Annotated in this window: 21 protein-coding genes; 12 read left to right on the forward strand and 9 right to left on the reverse strand. The window is 63.6% G+C overall.

From position 1 onward, the window contains the following. Positions 1–3: 3 nt before the first annotated feature. Positions 4–321, reverse strand: coding sequence for a 2Fe-2S iron-sulfur cluster-binding protein (locus tag NCHOL11_RS10970; protein ID WP_097092333.1), 318 nt, complete (start codon positions 319–321; stop codon positions 4–6). Between the two features lie 77 nt (positions 322–398). Here NCHOL11_RS10970 and NCHOL11_RS10975 point away from each other — a divergent pair, with 77 nt between their 5' ends. From NCHOL11_RS10975 to NCHOL11_RS10985, 3 genes are all read left to right on the forward strand, one after another. After that, on the forward strand, positions 399–1016 hold the full coding sequence (locus NCHOL11_RS10975) for a DNA-3-methyladenine glycosylase family protein (RefSeq protein WP_097092334.1): 618 nt from the start codon (positions 399–401) through the stop codon (positions 1014–1016). A gap of 4 nt (positions 1017–1020) precedes the next feature. Beyond that, the gene (locus tag NCHOL11_RS10980) at positions 1021–1248 is read left to right on the forward strand and encodes a DUF2188 domain-containing protein (protein ID WP_097092335.1); all 228 of its coding nucleotides are present in this window, start codon (positions 1021–1023) and stop codon (positions 1246–1248) included. 68 nt (positions 1249–1316) lie between these two features. Further along, positions 1317–1754, forward strand: a complete 438-nt coding sequence (locus NCHOL11_RS10985; protein WP_097092336.1) for a response regulator — start codon at positions 1317–1319, stop codon at positions 1752–1754. On the opposite strand, the gene NCHOL11_RS10990 is transcribed toward NCHOL11_RS10985, so the two are convergent. Together NCHOL11_RS10990 and murA are read right to left on the reverse strand one after the other, a co-directional pair. Further along, on the reverse strand, positions 1699–3222 hold the full coding sequence (locus tag NCHOL11_RS10990; protein ID WP_097092337.1) for a sensor histidine kinase: 1524 nt from the start codon (positions 3220–3222) through the stop codon (positions 1699–1701). The genes NCHOL11_RS10985 and NCHOL11_RS10990 overlap by 56 nt on opposite strands. Then, entirely contained in the window at positions 3215–4498 is a 1284-nt protein-coding gene (gene murA / locus NCHOL11_RS10995) for a UDP-N-acetylglucosamine 1-carboxyvinyltransferase (protein WP_097092338.1), read from the reverse strand. Before murA ends, NCHOL11_RS10990 begins: the two co-directional genes overlap by 8 nt. Before the next feature lie 215 nt (positions 4499–4713). Between murA and NCHOL11_RS11000 the strand changes: the two genes are divergently transcribed. After that, positions 4714–5448 carry a Crp/Fnr family transcriptional regulator gene (locus NCHOL11_RS11000; protein ID WP_097092895.1) on the forward strand — a complete coding sequence of 245 codons (735 nt, stop codon included), beginning with the start codon at positions 4714–4716 and terminating at the stop codon, positions 5446–5448. Positions 5449–5478: 30 nt separating this feature from the next. Here NCHOL11_RS11000 and NCHOL11_RS11005 read toward each other — a convergent pair whose 3' ends face one another. Beyond that, entirely contained in the window at positions 5479–6045 is a 567-nt protein-coding gene (locus tag NCHOL11_RS11005; protein WP_097092339.1) for an HNH endonuclease, read from the reverse strand. 96 nt (positions 6046–6141) lie between these two features. On the opposite strand from NCHOL11_RS11005, the gene gluQRS reads away from it, so the two are divergent. From gluQRS to egtD, 5 genes are all read left to right on the forward strand, one after another. After that, entirely contained in the window at positions 6142–7053 is a 912-nt protein-coding gene (gluQRS, locus tag NCHOL11_RS11010; protein WP_097092340.1) for a tRNA glutamyl-Q(34) synthetase GluQRS, read from the forward strand. A gap of 9 nt (positions 7054–7062) precedes the next feature. Then, the gene (locus NCHOL11_RS11015; RefSeq protein ID WP_097092341.1) at positions 7063–7296 is read left to right on the forward strand and encodes a twin transmembrane helix small protein; all 234 of its coding nucleotides are present in this window, start codon (positions 7063–7065) and stop codon (positions 7294–7296) included. 7 nt (positions 7297–7303) lie between these two features. Further along, complete coding sequence (locus NCHOL11_RS11020; protein ID WP_097092342.1) at positions 7304–7873, forward strand: cob(I)yrinic acid a,c-diamide adenosyltransferase; 570 nt, start codon at positions 7304–7306, stop codon at positions 7871–7873. Between the two features lie 92 nt (positions 7874–7965). Further along, complete coding sequence (gene egtB, locus NCHOL11_RS11025; RefSeq protein ID WP_097092343.1) at positions 7966–9234, forward strand: ergothioneine biosynthesis protein EgtB; 1269 nt, start codon at positions 7966–7968, stop codon at positions 9232–9234. Between the two features lie 3 nt (positions 9235–9237). Further along, positions 9238–10197 carry an L-histidine N(alpha)-methyltransferase gene (egtD, locus tag NCHOL11_RS11030; protein ID WP_097092344.1) on the forward strand — a complete coding sequence of 320 codons (960 nt, stop codon included), beginning with the start codon at positions 9238–9240 and terminating at the stop codon, positions 10195–10197. A gap of 3 nt (positions 10198–10200) precedes the next feature. Here egtD and NCHOL11_RS11035 read toward each other — a convergent pair whose 3' ends face one another. Both NCHOL11_RS11035 and typA read right to left on the reverse strand, forming a co-directional pair. Continuing rightward, positions 10201–11253, reverse strand: coding sequence for a DUF1176 domain-containing protein (locus NCHOL11_RS11035; RefSeq protein WP_097092345.1), 1053 nt, complete (start codon positions 11251–11253; stop codon positions 10201–10203). Between the two features lie 128 nt (positions 11254–11381). Next, positions 11382–13199 carry a translational GTPase TypA gene (gene typA, locus NCHOL11_RS11040; RefSeq protein ID WP_097092896.1) on the reverse strand — a complete coding sequence of 606 codons (1818 nt, stop codon included), beginning with the start codon at positions 13197–13199 and terminating at the stop codon, positions 11382–11384. 191 nt (positions 13200–13390) lie between these two features. Between typA and NCHOL11_RS11045 the strand changes: the two genes are divergently transcribed. From NCHOL11_RS11045 to NCHOL11_RS18195, 3 genes are read left to right on the forward strand one after another with little or no spacing between them, the layout of a single operon-like run. Continuing rightward, positions 13391–14605, forward strand: a complete 1215-nt coding sequence (locus NCHOL11_RS11045; RefSeq protein WP_097092346.1) for a toxic anion resistance protein — start codon at positions 13391–13393, stop codon at positions 14603–14605. A 4-nt stretch (positions 14606–14609) separates the two neighbouring features. Beyond that, positions 14610–15320 (forward strand): hypothetical protein, encoded by a 711-nt coding sequence (locus tag NCHOL11_RS11050; RefSeq protein WP_097092347.1) that lies wholly within the window; start codon positions 14610–14612, stop codon positions 15318–15320. An 18-nt stretch (positions 15321–15338) separates the two neighbouring features. Then, positions 15339–15494, forward strand: a complete 156-nt coding sequence (locus NCHOL11_RS18195; RefSeq protein WP_176502231.1) for a hypothetical protein — start codon at positions 15339–15341, stop codon at positions 15492–15494. A gap of 3 nt (positions 15495–15497) precedes the next feature. Here NCHOL11_RS18195 and NCHOL11_RS11055 read toward each other — a convergent pair whose 3' ends face one another. From NCHOL11_RS11055 to prfB, 3 genes are all read right to left on the reverse strand, one after another. Then, positions 15498–15809 (reverse strand): PilZ domain-containing protein, encoded by a 312-nt coding sequence (locus NCHOL11_RS11055; protein ID WP_097092897.1) that lies wholly within the window; start codon positions 15807–15809, stop codon positions 15498–15500. Positions 15810–15910: 101 nt separating this feature from the next. After that, a complete protein-coding gene (locus tag NCHOL11_RS11060; RefSeq protein WP_097092348.1) occupies positions 15911–16645 on the reverse strand; it encodes a class I SAM-dependent methyltransferase in 735 nt (244 codons plus the stop codon). Beyond that, positions 16645–17772, reverse strand: a complete 1128-nt coding sequence (gene prfB / locus NCHOL11_RS11065) for a peptide chain release factor 2 (protein ID WP_097092349.1) — start codon at positions 17770–17772, stop codon at positions 16645–16647. The genes NCHOL11_RS11060 and prfB overlap by 1 nt, the downstream gene beginning before the upstream one ends. Positions 17773–17926: the final 154 nt, after the last annotated feature.

Genomic DNA, 17926 nt, shown 5'->3' on the forward strand with positions numbered 1-17926 from the left:
GGATCAGTCTTCCGGCGCGATGGTGACGCGCAGACCGTCCAGATCCTCGTTCATCACCAGCTGGCACGACAGGCGGCTGCTTTCGTTGCGATGATCCGAACTGTCCAGCAGGTCGTTTTCGTCTTCGCTCAGCGCAGGCAGCTTGTCTGCGAAGGCGGGATCGACATAGACATGGCAGGTCGCGCAGGAGCAGCAACCGCCGCACAGCGCCAGCAGCTCGTCAAAGCCATTGTCGCGGATGACTTCCATCACGGACAGGCCGCTGTCGCCCTCGACAGCCTGCTCTTCACCCGCACGGTTGACCACTATCAGTTTAGGCATGTACCTCGATCCTAAAATTTCCACCGCCGCTCATAGGCGGGGGAGCCGATAAATCAAGAGCCGGAAACAAGCAGAGCATGGTCACCACCCCTGAGCAGCTGCGCGACAGCCTGGACGCGATCGCCGTCCTCGAACCCGGCTTTGCCGCTGCCCTGGCGCGCGTCGGCTATCCCCTGCCCCGCATGCGGGAGCCCGGCTATGAGACGCTGCTGCGCACCATCGTCGGCCAGCAGGTGAGCGTAGCGGCGGCCGCAGCCGTCTGGCGCAAGCTGGAGGCGGAGCTTGGCGAGGGGTGCGCGCCGGACCAGCTGCTCTCCCGCGATTTCGACGCACTGCGCGCCTGCGGCCTTTCGCGCCAGAAACAGGGCTATGCCCGGAGCCTCGCTGAACTGGTCACGAGCGGCGAGATCGACCTGCATGCCCTGCCGGAGGATGACGAGGAGGCGATCGCGCTCCTTACCCAGGTCAAGGGCATCGGGCGCTGGTCAGCCGAAATCTACCTGCTGTTCGCCGAAGGGCGACCCGATGTCTGGCCCGCTGGCGATCTTGCCGTGCAGATCGAGGTCGGCCGCATCCTTGGCCTGCCCGAACGGCCGAGCGAGCGGCAGACCCGCGCCCTTGCCGAAGCGTGGCGGCCCCACAGGGGCGCTGCCGCGATCATGGCCTGGCATCATTATAACACGGAGGTTCTCTAAGCTCATGTCCCTGCCCCATGCCCGCTACATCGTCCTGGAACATGAGGGCGTCTGGAAGATCAATCTCGACAACCGCTATTATGGCCCATTCGCCACCCGTGAAGCCGCAGTCGAAAACGCCACCGATACTGCGCGAAAGGCTGGGGACGGCGGCTATACCGCCAGCGTGCTGCTGATGCAGGGGACCAAGTTCGAGACGCTCTGGACCAATCAGCCTGACGAGACGGCCTGAAAATTTTCGGATTTTGGGAACCAGATGGCGGTTTGGACATTGTCGGCTCCAGTTCCGCGGGCTGAGGCATGAGTAAGAAGGTCTTAATCGTCGAAGACGAAATTTTCGTCGCACTCGAGATCGAGCAGATCGTCGAAGACGCAGGTTTTGCGGTCAGCGCGATTGCGGCTGATCGCGAAAGCGCGCTCATTGCTGCCAATGATTGCGACATCGCGCTCGTCGATCTCAACCTGCGCGACGGGCCGACCGGCCCTGGCATCGGGTTGGAACTTGCCGCTCAATATGGCGTCCAGGTGATCTACGTCACCGCCAACCCGGCTCAGATCGGCGCCGCTGCCGAAGCGGCCCTTGGCGTGATAACCAAGCCTTTCCGCGCGCATAGCATTGCCGAGACGTTACGCCTTGCCGCGTCGGGACAAAGGGATCTCGAAACAGCCGAGATTTTCGGCTTTACGCCATTTCGACTTTCGCCCGGCTCATGGAGCGGAATGGAATCCGCAGGCTGATACGAAGGCCCTCGGGCCGCCAGTCGCGCTCCATGCGTCCGCCCAGTTGCCGCTCAGCGCTCAGCTGCATGAGGCGGCTGCCAAAGCCCTCGCGGTCTGACGGCTTTACTGGTGGACCGCCTTCTTCCCGCCATTCGATGCAGATGTCTGCGCCCTCGCGCTGGACATCGATGCGCACTTGCCCCTGCGACACCGACAGCGCGCCATATTTGGCCGCATTGGTCGCGAGTTCGTGGAACAGCAGCGCAAGCGGCGTGGCGGATCGATCATCGATCGCTGGATTCTCGCCGGACAGGATGATGCGGTTTCCACCAGCGTCATTATAGGGCGCGAATATCTGCTCCAATATGCCGTGCAGCCGCCCCTGCTGCATGTCTTCGCCGGTTTCGATGCTGTGCGGCCTGATGAAATCATGCGCCCGGCCAAGAGCCATGATCCGGTCCCGCAGATCATCCGCCGCCACCCGGATTGCGGGGTTCTGACGCGCCGACAAACCGATCAGGCCCGCGATCACGGAAAAGATATTCTTGATCCGATGGGAAAGTTCGTGCGCGATGATCTCACGCTCTTCCATCATCAGCTTCTGTTCGTGAATTTCGGTGCAGGTGCCGATCCAGCGCGTGATCCTGCCTTCATCATCGCGGATGGGCAGCGCCCGGCCCAAGGTCCACCGATATTCGCCGCTATGATGGAGCAACCGATATTCTATCTCGTATGGCTCGCCGGTTTTCAGCGAATGCCGCCACCGCTGCCATGCCCGCTCTTGATCGTCCGGGTGGAAGGTGCCGTTCCACCCGTCGCCATCCGTGGCGCCATCCGACACGCCGGTATATTCATACCAACGGGCATTATAATAATCATGATAGCCGTCCGGCAGCGTCGACCAGACCATTTGCGGCATGGTATCGGCCAGGGTGCGGAAGAGCCGGTCGCTCTCCGCCACAGCCTCCGCATCCTTGACCTGGCGGGCGATGATGTCCTGATCGCGCCGCCGCCCCTCCAGCTCCACCATCACCTGGCGCGCCAGCAGGAACAGGCCCTGCCGCTGAACCGGCGTCAGGTCCTCCCTTGGCTTGTCATCGATGACGCAGAGCGAGCCCAGCGGCACCCCCTCCCCATTCAACAACGGCGCTCCAGCATAGAAACGGATGTGCGGTGCGCTCGTGACGAGCGGATTTGCCGCAAAGCGCGGATCGGCGCTGGCATCCTGCACCACGAAAATGTCGCTGCCGTGCATGGCATGGGCGCAGAAGGACACGTCGCGCGACGTCTCTTCGGCATCAAGGCCCGTGCGCGCAAGGAAGCGCTGACGCTCTTCCTCAACGATGCTGACGAGCGCGATCGGCGCCTCGCAAAGCGCAGCGGCGAAGTCGGTGATCTGGTCCAGCGTGCGAAAGCCGCCGGCATCCAGATCATAGCGCGCCAGCAAGGCCGCCCGATCCGTCTCCAGCCCCGTGCCGTCAGCCATCGCTTACCCGTTCGATGTCCGCGCCGACGGCCGACAATTTTTCCTCCAGCCGCTCATAGCCGCGATCGAGATGATAGACGCGGTTGACCTGCGTCTCCCCTTCCGCCGCGAGCCCGGCGAGAATCAGGCTCATGGAGGCACGCAAATCCGTCGCCATCACCGGCGCGCCGACCAGACGATCCACGCCGCGCACCACGGCCGTGCGGCCGTTCACGCCGATGTCCGCCCCCATGCGAGCGAGTTCAGGCACATGCATGTAGCGGTTTTCGAAGATCGTCTCGGTCAGGACGGATGCGCCGTCCGCCTTCGTCAGCATCGCCATGAACTGGGCCTGCATGTCGGTCGGGAAGGCGGGAAAAGGTGCGGTGGACAAGGTCAGCGGCTTGAGCTTGCTGTCTGCCGAAACCCTGATGCCGTTCTTCAGCTCATCGACCTGAACACCCGCGTCGCGCAGGGCGGCCAGGATGGCATGCATGTCGTCGGCACAGGCCCCGGCCAGTTCAAGCGAGCCCCCGGTGATCGCCGCCGCGCAGGCGTAGCTGCCTGCCTCGATGCGGTCCGGCATGACGCTGTAGGTCGCGCCATGCAGCCGGTCCCGGCCATGGATGATCAGCTTGTCGGTCCCGACCCCTTCAATATCCGCGCCCATGGCGATCAGCAATTTGCAAAGATCGACGATCTCCGGCTCGCGCGCGGCATTTTCAAGGACGCAGGTTCCCTTTGCGAGCACCGCCGCCATGACGGCATTTTCGGTCGCGCCAACGGACACCACAGGGAAAGTATAGATGCCACCGGGCAGGCCGCCATCAGGTGCGGAGGCGCGCACATAACCCGCGTTGATCTCGATCACCGCACCGAAAGCCTCCAGTGCCTTCAGGTGCAGGTCGATCGGGCGGTTGCCGATGGCGCAGCCGCCGGGCAGCGAAACCCGCGCTTCGCCCGCACGCGCGAGCAGGGGGCCGAGCACCAGAATGGACGCCCGCATCTTGCGCACGATGTCGTAGGGCGCCTCGGTCGATGTGACCCGGCCCGCGCGCATGGTCATGACCCGCCCGAAATCCTCCGGCCGCGCGCCTTCGATCATCGTCGATACGCCAAGCTGGTTCAGCAAATGACCGAAACTGTCGACGTCCGCCAGACGGGGCAGGTTGCGCAGCGTCACCGGTTCATCGGTCAGCAATGCGCAAGGCAGCAATGTCAGCGCGGCGTTCTTCGCACCGGAGATGGGAAGGCGGCCGCTCAGCACTTTGCCGCCGCGAATATGAATGCGGTCCATCGGCTGGGTTCTTAACGTTAATTGCGTTCGGCGCAAGGCGGGAGCGACCAGCGTGCCCAAGCAGCCGCATGTGATCGTTGGGATACGCTGGGGAAACATTTGCACTTTCGGGCCAACGAAATTGATCGAGTTTAGTGCGCGGGCCCAAAATGCAGCCAAAAGACGTAAGGGGCGTTTTGCCACCGTAACGACAAATTTGATAAAAGGTGCTTTGGGTGGCGACAGGTTGTTTCGCGGACAGGCTCGCAAAGCATGTGCCATTGTCCGACGAGGAAAAGAACGCGCTTACCAGACTTGAGGAAAATCCGCGCAAGGTGAAGCGGGGGGCGATGATTCAGCGCGTCAATGAAACGGTGACCGAATTGTTCGTGCTGCGCGAGGGACGGGTGATGAGTTTCGTCATCCTGCCCGATGGCAGTCGGCAGATCCTGAGGGTCTATTTTCCCGGCGATTTCATCGGCTCCGCCAGCACCATCTACAGCAAGGCGCCCGAATCACTGGTGGCGCTTTCGGACGCGATCGTCTGCCCTTTCGACAAGCATGCCTTGCGCCGGTTGCTGGAGGAATATCCGCGGGTCGCAGCCCTGTTGTTCCTGCTGTCCAACACGGAAAGGGTGGCGCTGACCGACCGGCTCGCCTCCCTGGGCCGCACGTCGGCCAAGGCGCGGGTCGCGTCCTTCCTGCTCGACATTTTCGACCGGCTGCGCGTCACCGATGACGGTGTCACCGACAGCTTCGACCTGAAACTGACGCAGGAAGAAATTGGCGACGCCATCGGCCTGACCTCCGTCCATGTGAACCGGATGGTGCGGCAGATGGAGCAGGAAGGCCTGATCAGCCGCGCGAATGGTCGCATCACCCTGCTGGATATGCAGCGGCTGGAAGAGATCGGCCACTACACGAACAGGCACAAGGATGTGGATCTCGACTGGCTGCCTGGTTACATCTGACCGGCTCTTGGCGACCCGGCGGGCCAAGCATCAGGCGAGCAGTTCGACATCCCAATAGAGCCAGTCGTGCCAGCTTTCGTGCAGATAGTTGGGCGGAAAGGCCCGGCCATGTTCCTGCAACTGCCAGCTGGTCGGCCGGATCGGCTCGACATGCAGCCGCATGCCCGCTTCCCTGGGCGTGCGGCCGCCTTTCTTGAGATTGCAGGGTGAACAGGCCGTGGCGACATTTTCCCAGGTCGTCCGGCCACCTGCCCGGCGCGGTATGACATGGTCGAAGGTCAGATCGTGCGGCGATCCGCAATATTGGCAGGCGAAGCGATCCCGCAGGAACAGGTTGAACCGGGTGAAGGCGGGGTGTTCGGACGGCTTCACATATTGCTTGAGCGCGATCACCGACGGGATCTTCATCTGGAGGCTTGGGCTGTGCACCTCCCGCTCATAATTGGCGACGATGTCCACCCGCTCCAAAAAAACCGCCTTGATAGCGGTTTGCCACGGCCAGAGGCTCAGCGGATAATAGCTTAACGGCGTATAATCAGCGTTCAGGACCAGCGCCGGACAGTTTTCCGGATGTCGTATCAGGTCGGGATGGTACATAAGAACCCTCGAACCCCCAATTGCCAGGATCCTGATCGATCAGGAACGTGACGGCAACATGACAGCATTAACCACCCCGACCCGTCAAGGGCCTGTATGATCCAATCGTCCCCGCCACAGCATGTGGTAACGCGCTTCGCACCCAGCCCCACCGGCAAGCTGCATGTCGGCCATGGCTGGTCGGCATTGCTGGCGATGGATTTTGCCCGCGCAAATGGCGGCTTATTTCGGCTTCGGATCGAAGATATCGATGGCACGCGCAGCCGGCCGGAGCATGTCGCGGGCATAGCGGAGGACCTCAACTGGTTGGGGGTGACGTGGGACGGCGAGTTGGTCTTTCAATCGGAGCGGCTCGACCTTTATGACGCGGCGCTGGAGAGATTGCGGCACATGGACCTTCTCTATCCCTGTTTCTGCACGCGCGCCGACATAGCCGCCAGCGCCAGTGCGCCGCATGGGCCGGAGGGGCCTGTGTACCCGGGCACCTGTCGCGCATTGCCTTCGCCCGAACGGGAACGGCGGGTTGCGGCAGGCGAACCCCATGCGTGGCGGCTGGATATGGCCAAGGCGATTGCGACTATAGGTGAATTGCATTGGAAGGCCGCTCCCTTCCCCCCGCTCGGGCTGAGTGCCGGGGATGGAGGGATGATCAAGGCGGAGCCCCAGACCGCGGGCGACGTGGTCCTCGCGCGCAAGGATGCGCCCGCCAGCTATCATCTGTCCTGCACGCTGGACGATGCGGCCATGGGCGTCACCCATGTGCTGCGTGGGGATGACCTGTTTGCCGCGACCCATGTCCACCGGCTGCTTCAGGCGCTGCTCGACCTGCCGACACCCGTCTACTGCCACCATCCGCTGCTCGTCGGCGCCGACGGAAAGCGCCTGGCCAAGCGCGATGGATCGGTCGCCCTGGCGGACCTGCGCACGCAAAGCGCCGATCCCGCAGTCCTTGCCGCCGATCTGCGGGGCGGTCGCTTTCCGGTTGGCATTTCACTGGCCAAGGCCTAGATTCAGGCCATGAACATCATTCTCGTCATTGCGCTTGTCCTTGCCATGGCAGCGACGCTTTTTGCGCTCGTCCGGGGCATCATCGCCTTTCTGCAGACGACCAAGGAGCAGCTGAACGCGCCGGACGGCACGCCCAGCCCTTCCAGCCTGAAGCAGAACAAGATGATGATGAACCGCATCCTGTTTCAGGCGGCGGCCGTCATCATCGTGGCCATCCTGCTGCTGATGAAGGGCAACGGCTGATCCGCCGATGGTGAAGCTGAACAAGATCTACACCCGCACCGGCGATGCGGGGACCACCGGCCTTGTGGATGGATCGCGCCTGCCCAAGCATGCGCCGCGCATGCAGGCGGTCGGCGATGTCGATGAAGCCAACAGCGCGATCGGTCTCGCCATCCTCGCTATCGGCACAGCACCCGAAGCGGACTGGCTGACGACGATCCAGAATGATCTTTTCGACCTCGGCGCAGACCTCGCCACGCCAGTGCCGGAGGGGGAGGACGAACCTTGGGCGCTGCGCATCGTCGCCACCCAGGTGAAGCGGCTGGAAGACCAGATCGATGCGATGAACGCCGATTTGCAGCCGCTCGACAGCTTCATCCTGCCCGGCGGGTCGCCTGCCGCAGCCGCCGTCCATCTCGCCCGCGCCATCACGCGCCGGGCCGAACGCAGCGCCACGGCGGCTGCGGCGGAGGTCGCGCTCAATCCTCAGGCCCTAGCCTATCTCAACCGATTGTCGGACCTGCTGTTCGTCATGGCCCGGCGCCTCAACGGCAATGGCGCGGCCGATGTGAAGTGGGTGCCCGGCGCCTCGCGCTAGCTTCAAAGAAGCTCCGCCGCCCAGCGGAACCGAAATCGCCTCCCATGCGCTTGTTTTTGCGATTGCAGCACAAGCCTATGGGAAGGGCCAGCATGGCGAAAAGCCGGGTCGCACCGGGTCAGCATGATCTGACGCAGCACTATCGCGACGTGCGGGCGCTAAGTGAAGCGCTGTGCGCCCCGCTGTCGGATGCCGATGCGACCGTCCAGTCCATGCCGGACGCTTCCCCAGCCAAATGGCATCTGGCGCATACGAGCTGGTTCTTCGAAACCTTCGTCTTGCGCGACCATGTGCCGGGCTATCGTCCGTTCGATCCGCACTATGCGTTCCTGTTCAACAGCTATTATGAAGCGGAAGGCCCCCGCCAAGCCCGCCCGCTGCGCGGCGTGCTGACCCGCCCGCCGCTTGAGGATATTCTCGCTTACCGGGCCCATGTCGATGAAGCGCTGCTGGCGGCCCTCCCTACCCTTCCTGCATCCGCGCAGTCGCTGGCCCTGCTCGGCCTTCATCATGAACAGCAGCATCAGGAGTTGATGCTGACGGACATGCAGCACCTCTTTTCGCTGAACCCGCTGGAACCCGCCTTGTTTGAAACACCAAGGTCCAAGCCAGCGGCGCTTCCGGGGTCCATCCACTGGATCGAAGGACGCCAGGGCCTTGTGGAAATAGGCGACGATGGCAAAGGCGATTTTGCCTTCGATTGCGAGGAGCCACGGCACAAGGCGCTTCTCCACCCGCATGCTCTGGCCCACCGGCTGGTCACGAACAGCGAATGGATCGCCTTCATCGAGGAGGGCGGCTATCGCGATCCCGCGCACTGGCTGTCGGACGGTTGGACATGGGTGCAGGCGGAGCGCGTGGAAGCGCCCCTTTACTGGCGCCAGGATGCTCAAGGCTGGACCCGCTTCGGTTTGGACGGCCGTAAACCGGTCAACCCCGCCGCGCCGGTCTGTCACATCAGCTTCTACGAGGCCGATGCCTATGCCCGCTGGGCCGGAGCGCGGCTGCCCACCGAAGAAGAGTGGGAAAGCGGCGCGCTGAATGTCGCACCGACCAGCGGCAATCAACTCGACGGCGCTGAATGTCCCCGCCCCCAAGCCACGGACGGCCGCGCCTCGCTTACCCAGATGTTCGGCGATGTGTGGGAATGGACCGGCAGTGGCTATCGTCCTTACCCCGGCTTCCGCGCCAGTGAAGGCGGCGTGGGCGAATATAATGGCAAGTTCATGGCCGGGCAGTTCGTCCTGAAGGGCGGCAGTTGCGCCACCCCGCGCGGGCATGTGCGGCCGAGTTACCGGAATTTCTTTTACCCCCATCAACGCTGGCAGTTCACTGGCCTGCGCCTGGCCAAGGATCTCTAGCCTGTGCTTCTGACACTCGACGCCCCCGCCGCGAGCCCCGTCGCGGACAGCAGCTTTCGCCGTGACATAGTGGAGGGACTTTCCCGCCATCCCAAGGCGACGCCACCGATCTGGTTCTACGACCGGCGCGGATCGGAACTGTTCGAGGAAATTGCCGACCTGCCCGAATATTATCCCACCCGCACCGAAACGGCATTGCTGGAACGCCATGGCGCGGACTTCGCCGATGCCGTCGGCCCCGGTCGGGCCGTCATCGAATTCGGCGCAGGCAGCGCGCGCAAGACGCCGCATCTGCTTCGGGCGATCGATCCATCCGCCTATGTGCCGATCGATATCAGCGGCGATTTTCTCCACGCGAGCAGCGCGGCGTTGGCGTCTGCATTCCCCGGCCTGCCTGTGCTGCCGCTGGTCGGCGACTTTCATGCCGACCTGACGTTGCCCAATATGGTCGATGATCTGCCAAGGCTCGGCTTTTTCCCCGGATCGACCATCGGCAACATGGAACCGTCATCGGCCGTCGACCTGCTTCGATCGATGCGCAGGCTGCTCGGAGAGGGCGCGATGCTGTTGATCGGCATGGACCAGATCAAGGACCCTGCCCGGCTGATCGCAGCCTATGACGACGCAGCGGGCGTCACAGCCGCCTTCAATCTCAACCTTCTGGCGCGCATCAACCGCGAGTTGGAAGGCGACCTGCCGATCGAAGACTTTGCCCATCGCGCGATATGGAATGACGGGAAGGCCCGGATCGAAATGCATCTGGAGGCACTGCGGCCCCTGCGTTTTCACGTTGCGGGACATGCGTTCGCGATGGAGCAGGGCGAGACCATCCATAGCGAGAGCAGCCACAAATATGGGCCGCGCGACGAACAGCTGCTGCTGCGTGCAGGAGGATGGGAACCGGCGCGGCAATGGACCGATCCCGACGGGCTCTTCTCCCTCATCCTCGCCGCTGCGGCGTGACCGCTATGGGACGACCTTGGCCGACCAGGTGGTGATCCAATGCCAGGCCCCCCGGCATTCGCCCATCGCGCTCGCGGATGCCAGGCGGAAGCGGATGCCATCCCAGACATAGCTTTCGCTGCTGCCGCAGTCGCCAATGCCCCTACCCTTCGCATAGCTTTCAAGCGACGAACTTTCTGGCGTCCAGGAGGCGTTGACCAAGGTGGGATGCGCGGCATCCTCGCTCCAGCCGGGTTGATAATCGAAGGCCGCGTGGCGGAAGCTGCGCCGTCCCGGAATGCCGGTGGCGATCACCGGAACAGCCGAATAATTGTAAGCGCCCGCGCCGCAGGGGACCAGCACCAGCGTTTCCGTCTTTGAAAGGCGATGCAGTTCCGGCGGCGACGCATCACGCATCTCGTCCGCGCAACCGGTGAATTTCCCCAGAGCCGCCAGTTCTTCGCGCCACAGGGTCACGGGCGCCGCGCCTGCCGGTATGACCGCCCGGCGGATCAAAGGAAGCGGAGGCGCCGGGCGAACCGCATTCGCCGCCAGCGCTCCTGTCGCGACCAGCGCCGCCTGCGTGCCTGCACGCCCCTGCCGCGCGTCCATATAGCGCATTGCCGCCGCCGCTCCGGCAAGGGACGGCCGGGCAATGACTGCACCGGCCGATCGCAGTTCAAGCTTCGTGCCCCGCGCCATGGCGATGGCGAGAGCGGCCGCCTGGGGCCCTTGCAGCCGGGCTTCGCCATCCCTGCCCGCGGCCGTGGCGATCCTGCGACCGTCGACCAGGAAGCTGACCTCCTCCTGCCCGCGCCCATCGCGGCTGACCCATATTTCCGGGTCGGCTGCTCCCCCCGCCTCGCGCACCAGGCCGAGCGCGACGGGCTTGTCCGGCCACTCACCGCCATCGGGAAGCAGTGACACGGCCTCGCATCGGCTGCGATTGTCGCAACCGATCGTCCAATCCTTGTAGGTTTCCAAGGCGCCGGGCCGTGGTGCCTGAGCCCCCAGCGGCGCGGATGCGATGAACGCCGACAGCATCGCCGCCAACGTGATTAAGCGTTTGTCCCCCATGAGTTAACTATAACTTAGTTTATAGTGGAGCGGTAGTGGCTTGTCGGCATGCCGCATCGCCGGACATGCACTACTGATGGGGGACCCATAACAAAAAGGCCGGTGTCCTTCGACACCGGCCTCTTGGATCAAGCCGCCTTGGCGCGCGACATGCGCTTGCGCTCGTTCGGATCGAGATAGCGCTTGCGCAGACGGATGGTCTTGGGCGTCACCTCGACCATTTCATCATCGTCGATATAGGCGATCGCCTGTTCCAGCGTCATCTTCTTCGGCGGGGTCAGGCGGACGGCGTCGTCCTTGCCGCTGGCGCGGAAGTTGGTCAGCGCCTTCGACTTCATCGGGTTGACTTCAAGGTCTTCGGGCTTGGCGTTCTCGCCGATCACCATGCCTTCGTAGAGCGCTTCGCCCACGCCGACGAACAGGATGCCGCGATCTTCCAGCGGACCCAGCGCATAGGCATTGGCTTCGCCCGCGCCGTTCGAGATCAGGACGCCATTCTTGCGGCCTTCGATCTTGCCCTTGTGGGGGCCGTACTTCTCGAACAGGCGGTTCATGATGCCCGTGCCGCGCGTGTCGGACAGGAATTCGCCATGATAGCCGATGAGGCCGCGCGAGGGCGCGGAAAAGGTGATGCGGGTCTTGCCGCCGCCCGAGGGACGCATGTCGGTCATCTCGGCCTTGCGGATGTTCATCTTGTCGACGACCGTACCCGAAAATTCATCGTCCACGTCGATGACGACGGTTTCATAAGGCTCGGTCTTGTTGCCATTCTCGTCCTCGCCGAACAGCACGCGCGGGCGCGAAATGCCGAGCTCGAAACCTTCGCGGCGCATCGTCTCGATGAGAACGCCGAGCTGAAGTTCGCCGCGGCCCGCGACTTCGAAGCTGTCCTTGTCTTCCGATTCCGTCACCTTGATGGCGACGTTGGATTCGGCTTCGCGGGCCAGGCGGTCGCGGATCATGCGGCTCGTCACCTTGCTGCCTTCGCGGCCCGCCATCGGCGAATCGTTGACGGCAAAGCGCATCGACAGGGTCGGCGGATCGATCGGCTGGGCCTTGATCGGAACGCTGACCTGCGGGTCGGCGATGGTGTTGGCGACGGTAGCGACGGTCAGGCCCGCGAGGCTGATGATGTCGCCCGCCTTGGCTTCGTCCACCGGTACGCGGTCCAGGCCCTGGAAGGACATGATCTTCGACGCACGGCCGGTTTCGATCACATTGCCGTCAGCGTCGAGCGCGTGGATCGGCTGGTTGACCTTGACCGTGCCGGACTGGACCCGGCCGGTCAGGATGCGACCAAGGAAATTGTCGCGATCGAGCAGCGTCACGAGGAAGCTGAAAGGCGCGTCCACGTCCAGCGACGGCGGCGGCACATGATCGACGATCTTCTGGAACAGCGGCTCCAGCGTGCCTTCGCGGCGCTGAGCATCTTCGCTGGCGTAGCCGTTGCGGCCCGAGGCGTAGAGTACCGGGAAGTCGAGCTGCTCGTCGGTGGCGTCCAGCGTCACGAAGAGGTCGAACACTTCGTCCAGCACTTCCTGGATGCGCTCGTCGGGACGGTCCACCTTGTTGACGACGACGATGGGCTTGAGGCCCAGAGCCAGCGCCTTGCCAGTCACGAACTTCGTCTGCGGCATCGCGCCTTCCGACGAATCGACCAGCAGGATGACGCCATCGACCATGGAGAGGATGCGCTCCACCTCTCCGCCGAAGTCGGCGTGGCCTGGCGTGTCGACGATGTTGATGCGGGTGCCGTTCCATTCGACCGAGGTGGGCTTCGCCAGGATGGTGATGCCGCGTTCCTTTTCGAGGTCGTTCGAATCCATCGCGCGTTCCTCGACGCGCTGATTGTCGCGGAAGGTGCCGGACTGGCGGAAAAGCTGATCCACCAATGTGGTCTTGCCATGATCGACGTGTGCGATGATGGCGATATTACGCAGGGACATGCATGTGCCTTTGGGATTTTCTGTTTTCCCGGCCGGCACCACGCCTGACCAGAGTATCGCGCGCGCCCCTACAGGAAATGATGCGTTGCGGCAAGGGCAGGGCAAGGATTTGCATCGGCCCGGACGCAGGACCATATTCCGGATTGAAGCGCTACTGTTATAGCTACATATAACAGCATGAAGGAGACGTTATGGCCAGCACCGCGCCCACCACGGCGACCGCCGATACGCTCAACCTGACGCCGCCCGATCCGGTGCCGCCGGTCTCGCCGGAAAAGGCGGCGGGTCTTGTCCCGATCGATGACGAGAAGCGTTCGAAGCTGGACGAGAAGGTCGATGCCTTCATCGACGACCTTGTCGCACAGGACGCCAACTCGCCCGAATTCGGCCAGCGGGTGGACCAGCTGACCAATATGGGCCGCAAGGAAATCGCAGAGGCGGCGGGCCATTCGAACCGCTTCCTTGATCGCCCCGTCCGCGCGATGGACAGCGACAACAAGGTTGGCGCGGATCTGGCTGAGCTACGCCGCACGGTCGAGGATCTCGATCCGGGCAAGCGCGGGAGCCTGCTTGCGCCCAAGAAGCTGTTCGGGATCATTCCCTTCGGTAACCGGCTGCGCGACTATTTCGACGGCTATAAAAGTGCGCAGGGTCACATCAATTCGATCCTCGGCAGCCTCGCCAGCGGCAAGGACGTGCTGATCAAGGACAATGCCGCCATCGATGTCGAGCGGCAGAATATGTGGGCGGCGATGGGCCGCCTGGAACAGATGATCCACATCTCCAAGACGCTGGACGCCCGGCTGGAGGCGAAGGCGCTTGAACTGGACGCGACCGATCCGGCGAAGGCCAAGGCGATCCGGGAGAGCGCGCTTTTCTATATTCGCCAGCGTACGCAGGACCTGCTGACGCAGATGGCCGTGACCGTTCAGGGCTATCTGGCGCTCGACCTCGTCAAGAAGAACAATGTCGAACTGGTGAAGGGCGTCGACCGCGCGAGCACCACCACCGTTGCCGCGCTGCGCACCGCCGTCACCGTGGCGCAGGCATTGGCGGGGCAGAAGCTGGTGCTCGAACAGATCAGCGCGCTCAACACGACGACCGCCAACATGATCGATTCGACCGGCGAGATGCTGAAGAACCAGACGGCGCAAATCCATGAGCAGGCCGCGTCCAGCACCATCCCCATCGCGACGCTGCAACGCGCCTTCCAGAATATCTACGACACCATGGACAATATCGACACGTTCAAGGCCAAGGCGCTGGAGAATATGAAGACGACGGTGAACACGCTGTCGACGGAGGTGGAAAAGTCGAAGGGCTATATCGCCCGCGCAGAGGGCCAGGCGCAGGCCGCGCAACAGGCGCGCGCCGACAACCCGCTACTGAGCGCGATCGAGGCCTAAGGCAGTGAGCCGATCCGACCGTGTCCTGGCCGACGCCGAAGCGGTGCTGCGCCGCCACGGCGACCGTGGGCGCAGCCTGTCGGCCCGGGCGCGGCAGAGGCGCGGCGCCGCGCTGATGCGCAAGGTGAAATGGGCCTTCTGGTCGATACTCGCCATCCTTATCGGCAGCATGGTTGCAGGCTTCTTCATCCCACTCGGCACGACTGGCGTCATGGTCGCGCTGGGTCTTGCCATCGCGGCGCTGCTGTTGATCGCCCTCCTCCCCTCCGAACCACGCGTCGGGACGCAGGCGCTTGCCACCGCCCCCATCACCGCCCTCCCGCTCCAGACCGAAATCTGGCTCGACAATCAGCGCAAAGCCTTGCCCGCCCCCGCCGTCACCCTGGCCGACAGCATCGGCGTCAAGCTGGAGACGCTCGCGCCGCAGCTCGAACGCCTCAATGATCAGGAGCCTGCCGCCCAGGAAATCCGCAAGCTGCTGTCCGATCACCTGCCCGAACTGGTCACCGGCTATGAATCCATTCCCGCCCCGCTTCGCCGCGAGGAACGCAACGGCCGCGTGCCCGAGCAGCAGCTGATCGAAGGGCTGAAGGTCATCGACGGAGAGCTCGCCCGGATCAGCGAGGCGCTGGCCAGCGGCGATATCGACAAGCTGGCGGTGCAGAACCGCTTCCTTGAACTCAAATATCAGGAAGCCAAGGAACTTGGCCGCTAGGCCAGCCGTCCTCTTGCCATGATCCATCTGACGCTGATCATCGTCGATTTCCTGACCGGCCTGCTCGCCGCCGGTGCCTGGGCGCTCGCCTCCGCCGGTGGCGCCATCGCCGCGCTGCTGGGCGGCGGTCTGGTCAGTGCTTCACTCTTCCGGAAATGGCGCAAGCGCGGCTGACGCTCAACTTCCCCGGATGACTGTGTCGATCGCTTCATCCGTCATCGGTTGGCTGAACTGAATGCCGAAACGCTTGCCTCGCGCCCATACGACGCGGCCGCTGGTTTCCACGCCAAAGGCCTTCACCTCGACATAGCTGCCAGCAGCGGGCGGTGTTTCGCAATGAGCAAGCGCCCCGGAGGTGGACAGGTCCAGGAAATGGCCGCGCATTTCGGCATTGGCCACGCATAGGGTGACGGGGCCGAACATCTTGTGCCGTGCACTGTGCCGCCGCTGTTCGGCGTTGCCCGCCAGGAATGGGCTTTGGTTGTTCATACCGAGCTTCTCCCACGGGCCATCCAACCATGAAAAGGTCAAGACGGCGCACAGAATCATGGTTAACCCGCCATTAGCTACCTTTTACCCTAGGGAAACTGCTAATTTACGTTAGTCGCACTTTTCATGGCGCAGGGTACTATGCTTTGCGGCGATGGCCGGGCCGTGACCCGGCGGAAGCGGGCGAAATAGCCGCCTGCGGTGGGCTTGGGCACCAGTTCCTCCAGACGGAAACCGACGGCTGCCAGTTCACAGACCAGCAGGCGCGGCGGCGTCCCGTGCTGCGCCGTCGGCCGATTGGCATCGACCACGATCAGTTCGCCATCACTTTTGAGCGCGGGACTGAGGTTCCACAGGAACGCATAGGGCTCGGCGATCTCATGATACATATGGACCATGAATATGCGGTCGAAGCTGTTTTCCGGCAGCTTCGGGTCTTCTGGCGCGCCCAGCCTGACACTGACATTGCGCCAATCCTCGCGCGTGATGCGGCGGGACAGCGCCTCGATCACCTCGGGCATGATGTCTTCGGCCAGCACCCTGCCCTTGGCGCCGACGCGGTTGGCGAGCCGAACGGTATAATAGCCTTCGCCAGCGCCGATGTCGGCAACGGTCATGCCGGGCCGGATGCCCGCACGATCCATGATGTCTTCGGCCTCATTGACGCGGTCGCGCGCTTCCTCGTTGGACCAGCGGGTCGAGACGATGGGCGCCACCGGCCTGTCGGCACGGGGAAAGTCCCGCGCGGCGGCGGGCCGGTCATCCTGCTTGGCGGACGACAACAGGCCGCAGCCTGCCAGCAGGAACAAGGATCCCGCCAGCGCGCCCCGCATCATCAGTCGACATCCTCCACATCGACCTTCTCGCCCGTCACCTTCTGCGACAGGGCAGCCGCCATGAAGGGGTCGAGCGCGCCGTCGAGCACGTCGTCGGGCGAGGTTGAGGTAACGCCGGTGCGCAGGTCCTTCACCAGCTGATAGGGCTGGAGCACATAGGATCGGATCTGGTGGCCCCAGCCGATCTCTGTCTTCGCCTGATATTCACCCGAAGCCGCCGCCTCGCGCTTCTGCAACTCGGCCTCATAGAGCCGGGCCTTGAGCATGTTCATCGCCGTCGCGCGGTTCTTGTGCTGCGACCTGTCATTTTGCGACGCGACGATGATGCCCGAAGGGATGTGCGTGATGCGGACGGCGGAGTCGGTCGTGTTGACATGCTGCCCGCCCGCGCCCGACGCGCGATAGGTATCGATCTTGAGGTCGCCCTCATTCACCTCGATCTCGATATTGTCGTCGATCACCGGATAGACCCAGACCGACGAGAAGCTGGTGTGCCGTCGCGCCGAGCTGTCATAGGGGCTGATGCGCACCAGCCGGTGGACGCCGCTTTCCGTCTTGGCATAGCCATAGGCATTCTCGCCCTTGAACAGGAAGGTCGCGGACTTGATGCCCGCCTGGTCGCCTGCCTGATAGTCGACCAGTTCGACCTTGTAGCCGCGCCGTTCGGCCCAGCGGCGGTACATGCGCGACAGCATCTCTGCCCAGTCCTGGCTTTCCGTGCCGCCCGCGCCCGCGTGAATCTCCAGATAGGTGTCGCTGGCGTCCGCCTCACCGGCCAGCAGCGCCTTGATCTTGTCCTCGTCCGCGCGATCGGCCAGCGCCTTCAGCGAAGCGACGCCTTCGTTGACCATCTCCTCATCGCCTTCGGCCTCGGCCATTTCGATGAGTTCGGCGGTGTCGGTCTTTTCACTGTCGATCGCCCGGGTCGCGCCAATCGCGGCTTCCAGGCGCGTGCGTTCGCGCATGACTTCCTGCGCCATCTTCTGATTGTCCCAGAGCGTCGGGTCCTCGACGCGGGCGTTCAGCTCGTCGAGGCGACGCAAGGCGCGGTCCCAGTCGAGGAAGCGGCGCAGCAGGTCCAGCGCGGCGTCGATACGATCGATATATTGCTGCGCTTCGGCGCGCATGGGGAGTCTCCAGAAACTTCGGGGCGCATCCTAAACGCGCTAAACGCCAGCCCCTATCCGAGGGATGCGATTTTGGGAAGGGCGTAGTAATCCTCCCCTGGAAGGGGAGGTGGCAGCCCGCAGGGCTGACGGAGGGGTAAAAACTGTGGAGCGC

It is taken from the genome of Novosphingobium sp. Chol11, from assembly GCF_900218065.1.
GTDB classification, from domain to species: Bacteria; Pseudomonadota; Alphaproteobacteria; order Sphingomonadales; family Sphingomonadaceae; genus Sphingobium; species Sphingobium agri.

Bases quoted from the DNA above. Each gene is read 5' to 3' on its own strand.
- NCHOL11_RS10970 (WP_097092333.1), bottom strand. From the start codon at position 321: ATGCCTAAACTGATAGTGGTCAACCGTGCGGGTGAAGAGCAGGCTGTC.
- NCHOL11_RS10975 (WP_097092334.1), top strand. From the start codon at position 399: ATGGTCACCACCCCTGAGCAGCTGCGCGACAGCCTGGACGCGATCGCC.
- NCHOL11_RS10980 (WP_097092335.1), top strand. From the start codon at position 1,021: ATGTCCCTGCCCCATGCCCGCTACATCGTCCTGGAACATGAGGGCGTC.
- NCHOL11_RS10985 (WP_097092336.1), top strand. From the start codon at position 1,317: ATGAGTAAGAAGGTCTTAATCGTCGAAGACGAAATTTTCGTCGCACTC.
- NCHOL11_RS10990 (WP_097092337.1), bottom strand. From the start codon at position 3,222: ATGGCTGACGGCACGGGGCTGGAGACGGATCGGGCGGCCTTGCTGGCG.
- murA (WP_097092338.1), bottom strand. From the start codon at position 4,498: ATGGACCGCATTCATATTCGCGGCGGCAAAGTGCTGAGCGGCCGCCTT.
- NCHOL11_RS11005 (WP_097092339.1), bottom strand. From the start codon at position 6,045: ATGTACCATCCCGACCTGATACGACATCCGGAAAACTGTCCGGCGCTG.
- gluQRS (WP_097092340.1), top strand. From the start codon at position 6,142: ATGATCCAATCGTCCCCGCCACAGCATGTGGTAACGCGCTTCGCACCC.
- NCHOL11_RS11015 (WP_097092341.1), top strand. From the start codon at position 7,063: ATGAACATCATTCTCGTCATTGCGCTTGTCCTTGCCATGGCAGCGACG.
- NCHOL11_RS11020 (WP_097092342.1), top strand. From the start codon at position 7,304: ATGGTGAAGCTGAACAAGATCTACACCCGCACCGGCGATGCGGGGACC.
- egtB (WP_097092343.1), top strand. From the start codon at position 7,966: ATGGCGAAAAGCCGGGTCGCACCGGGTCAGCATGATCTGACGCAGCAC.
- NCHOL11_RS11035 (WP_097092345.1), bottom strand. From the start codon at position 11,253: ATGGGGGACAAACGCTTAATCACGTTGGCGGCGATGCTGTCGGCGTTC.
- typA (WP_097092896.1), bottom strand. From the start codon at position 13,199: ATGTCCCTGCGTAATATCGCCATCATCGCACACGTCGATCATGGCAAG.
- NCHOL11_RS11045 (WP_097092346.1), top strand. From the start codon at position 13,391: ATGGCCAGCACCGCGCCCACCACGGCGACCGCCGATACGCTCAACCTG.
- NCHOL11_RS18195 (WP_176502231.1), top strand. From the start codon at position 15,339: ATGATCCATCTGACGCTGATCATCGTCGATTTCCTGACCGGCCTGCTC.
- NCHOL11_RS11055 (WP_097092897.1), bottom strand. From the start codon at position 15,809: ATGAACAACCAAAGCCCATTCCTGGCGGGCAACGCCGAACAGCGGCGG.
- NCHOL11_RS11060 (WP_097092348.1), bottom strand. From the start codon at position 16,645: ATGATGCGGGGCGCGCTGGCGGGATCCTTGTTCCTGCTGGCAGGCTGC.
- prfB (WP_097092349.1), bottom strand. From the start codon at position 17,772: ATGCGCGCCGAAGCGCAGCAATATATCGATCGTATCGACGCCGCGCTG.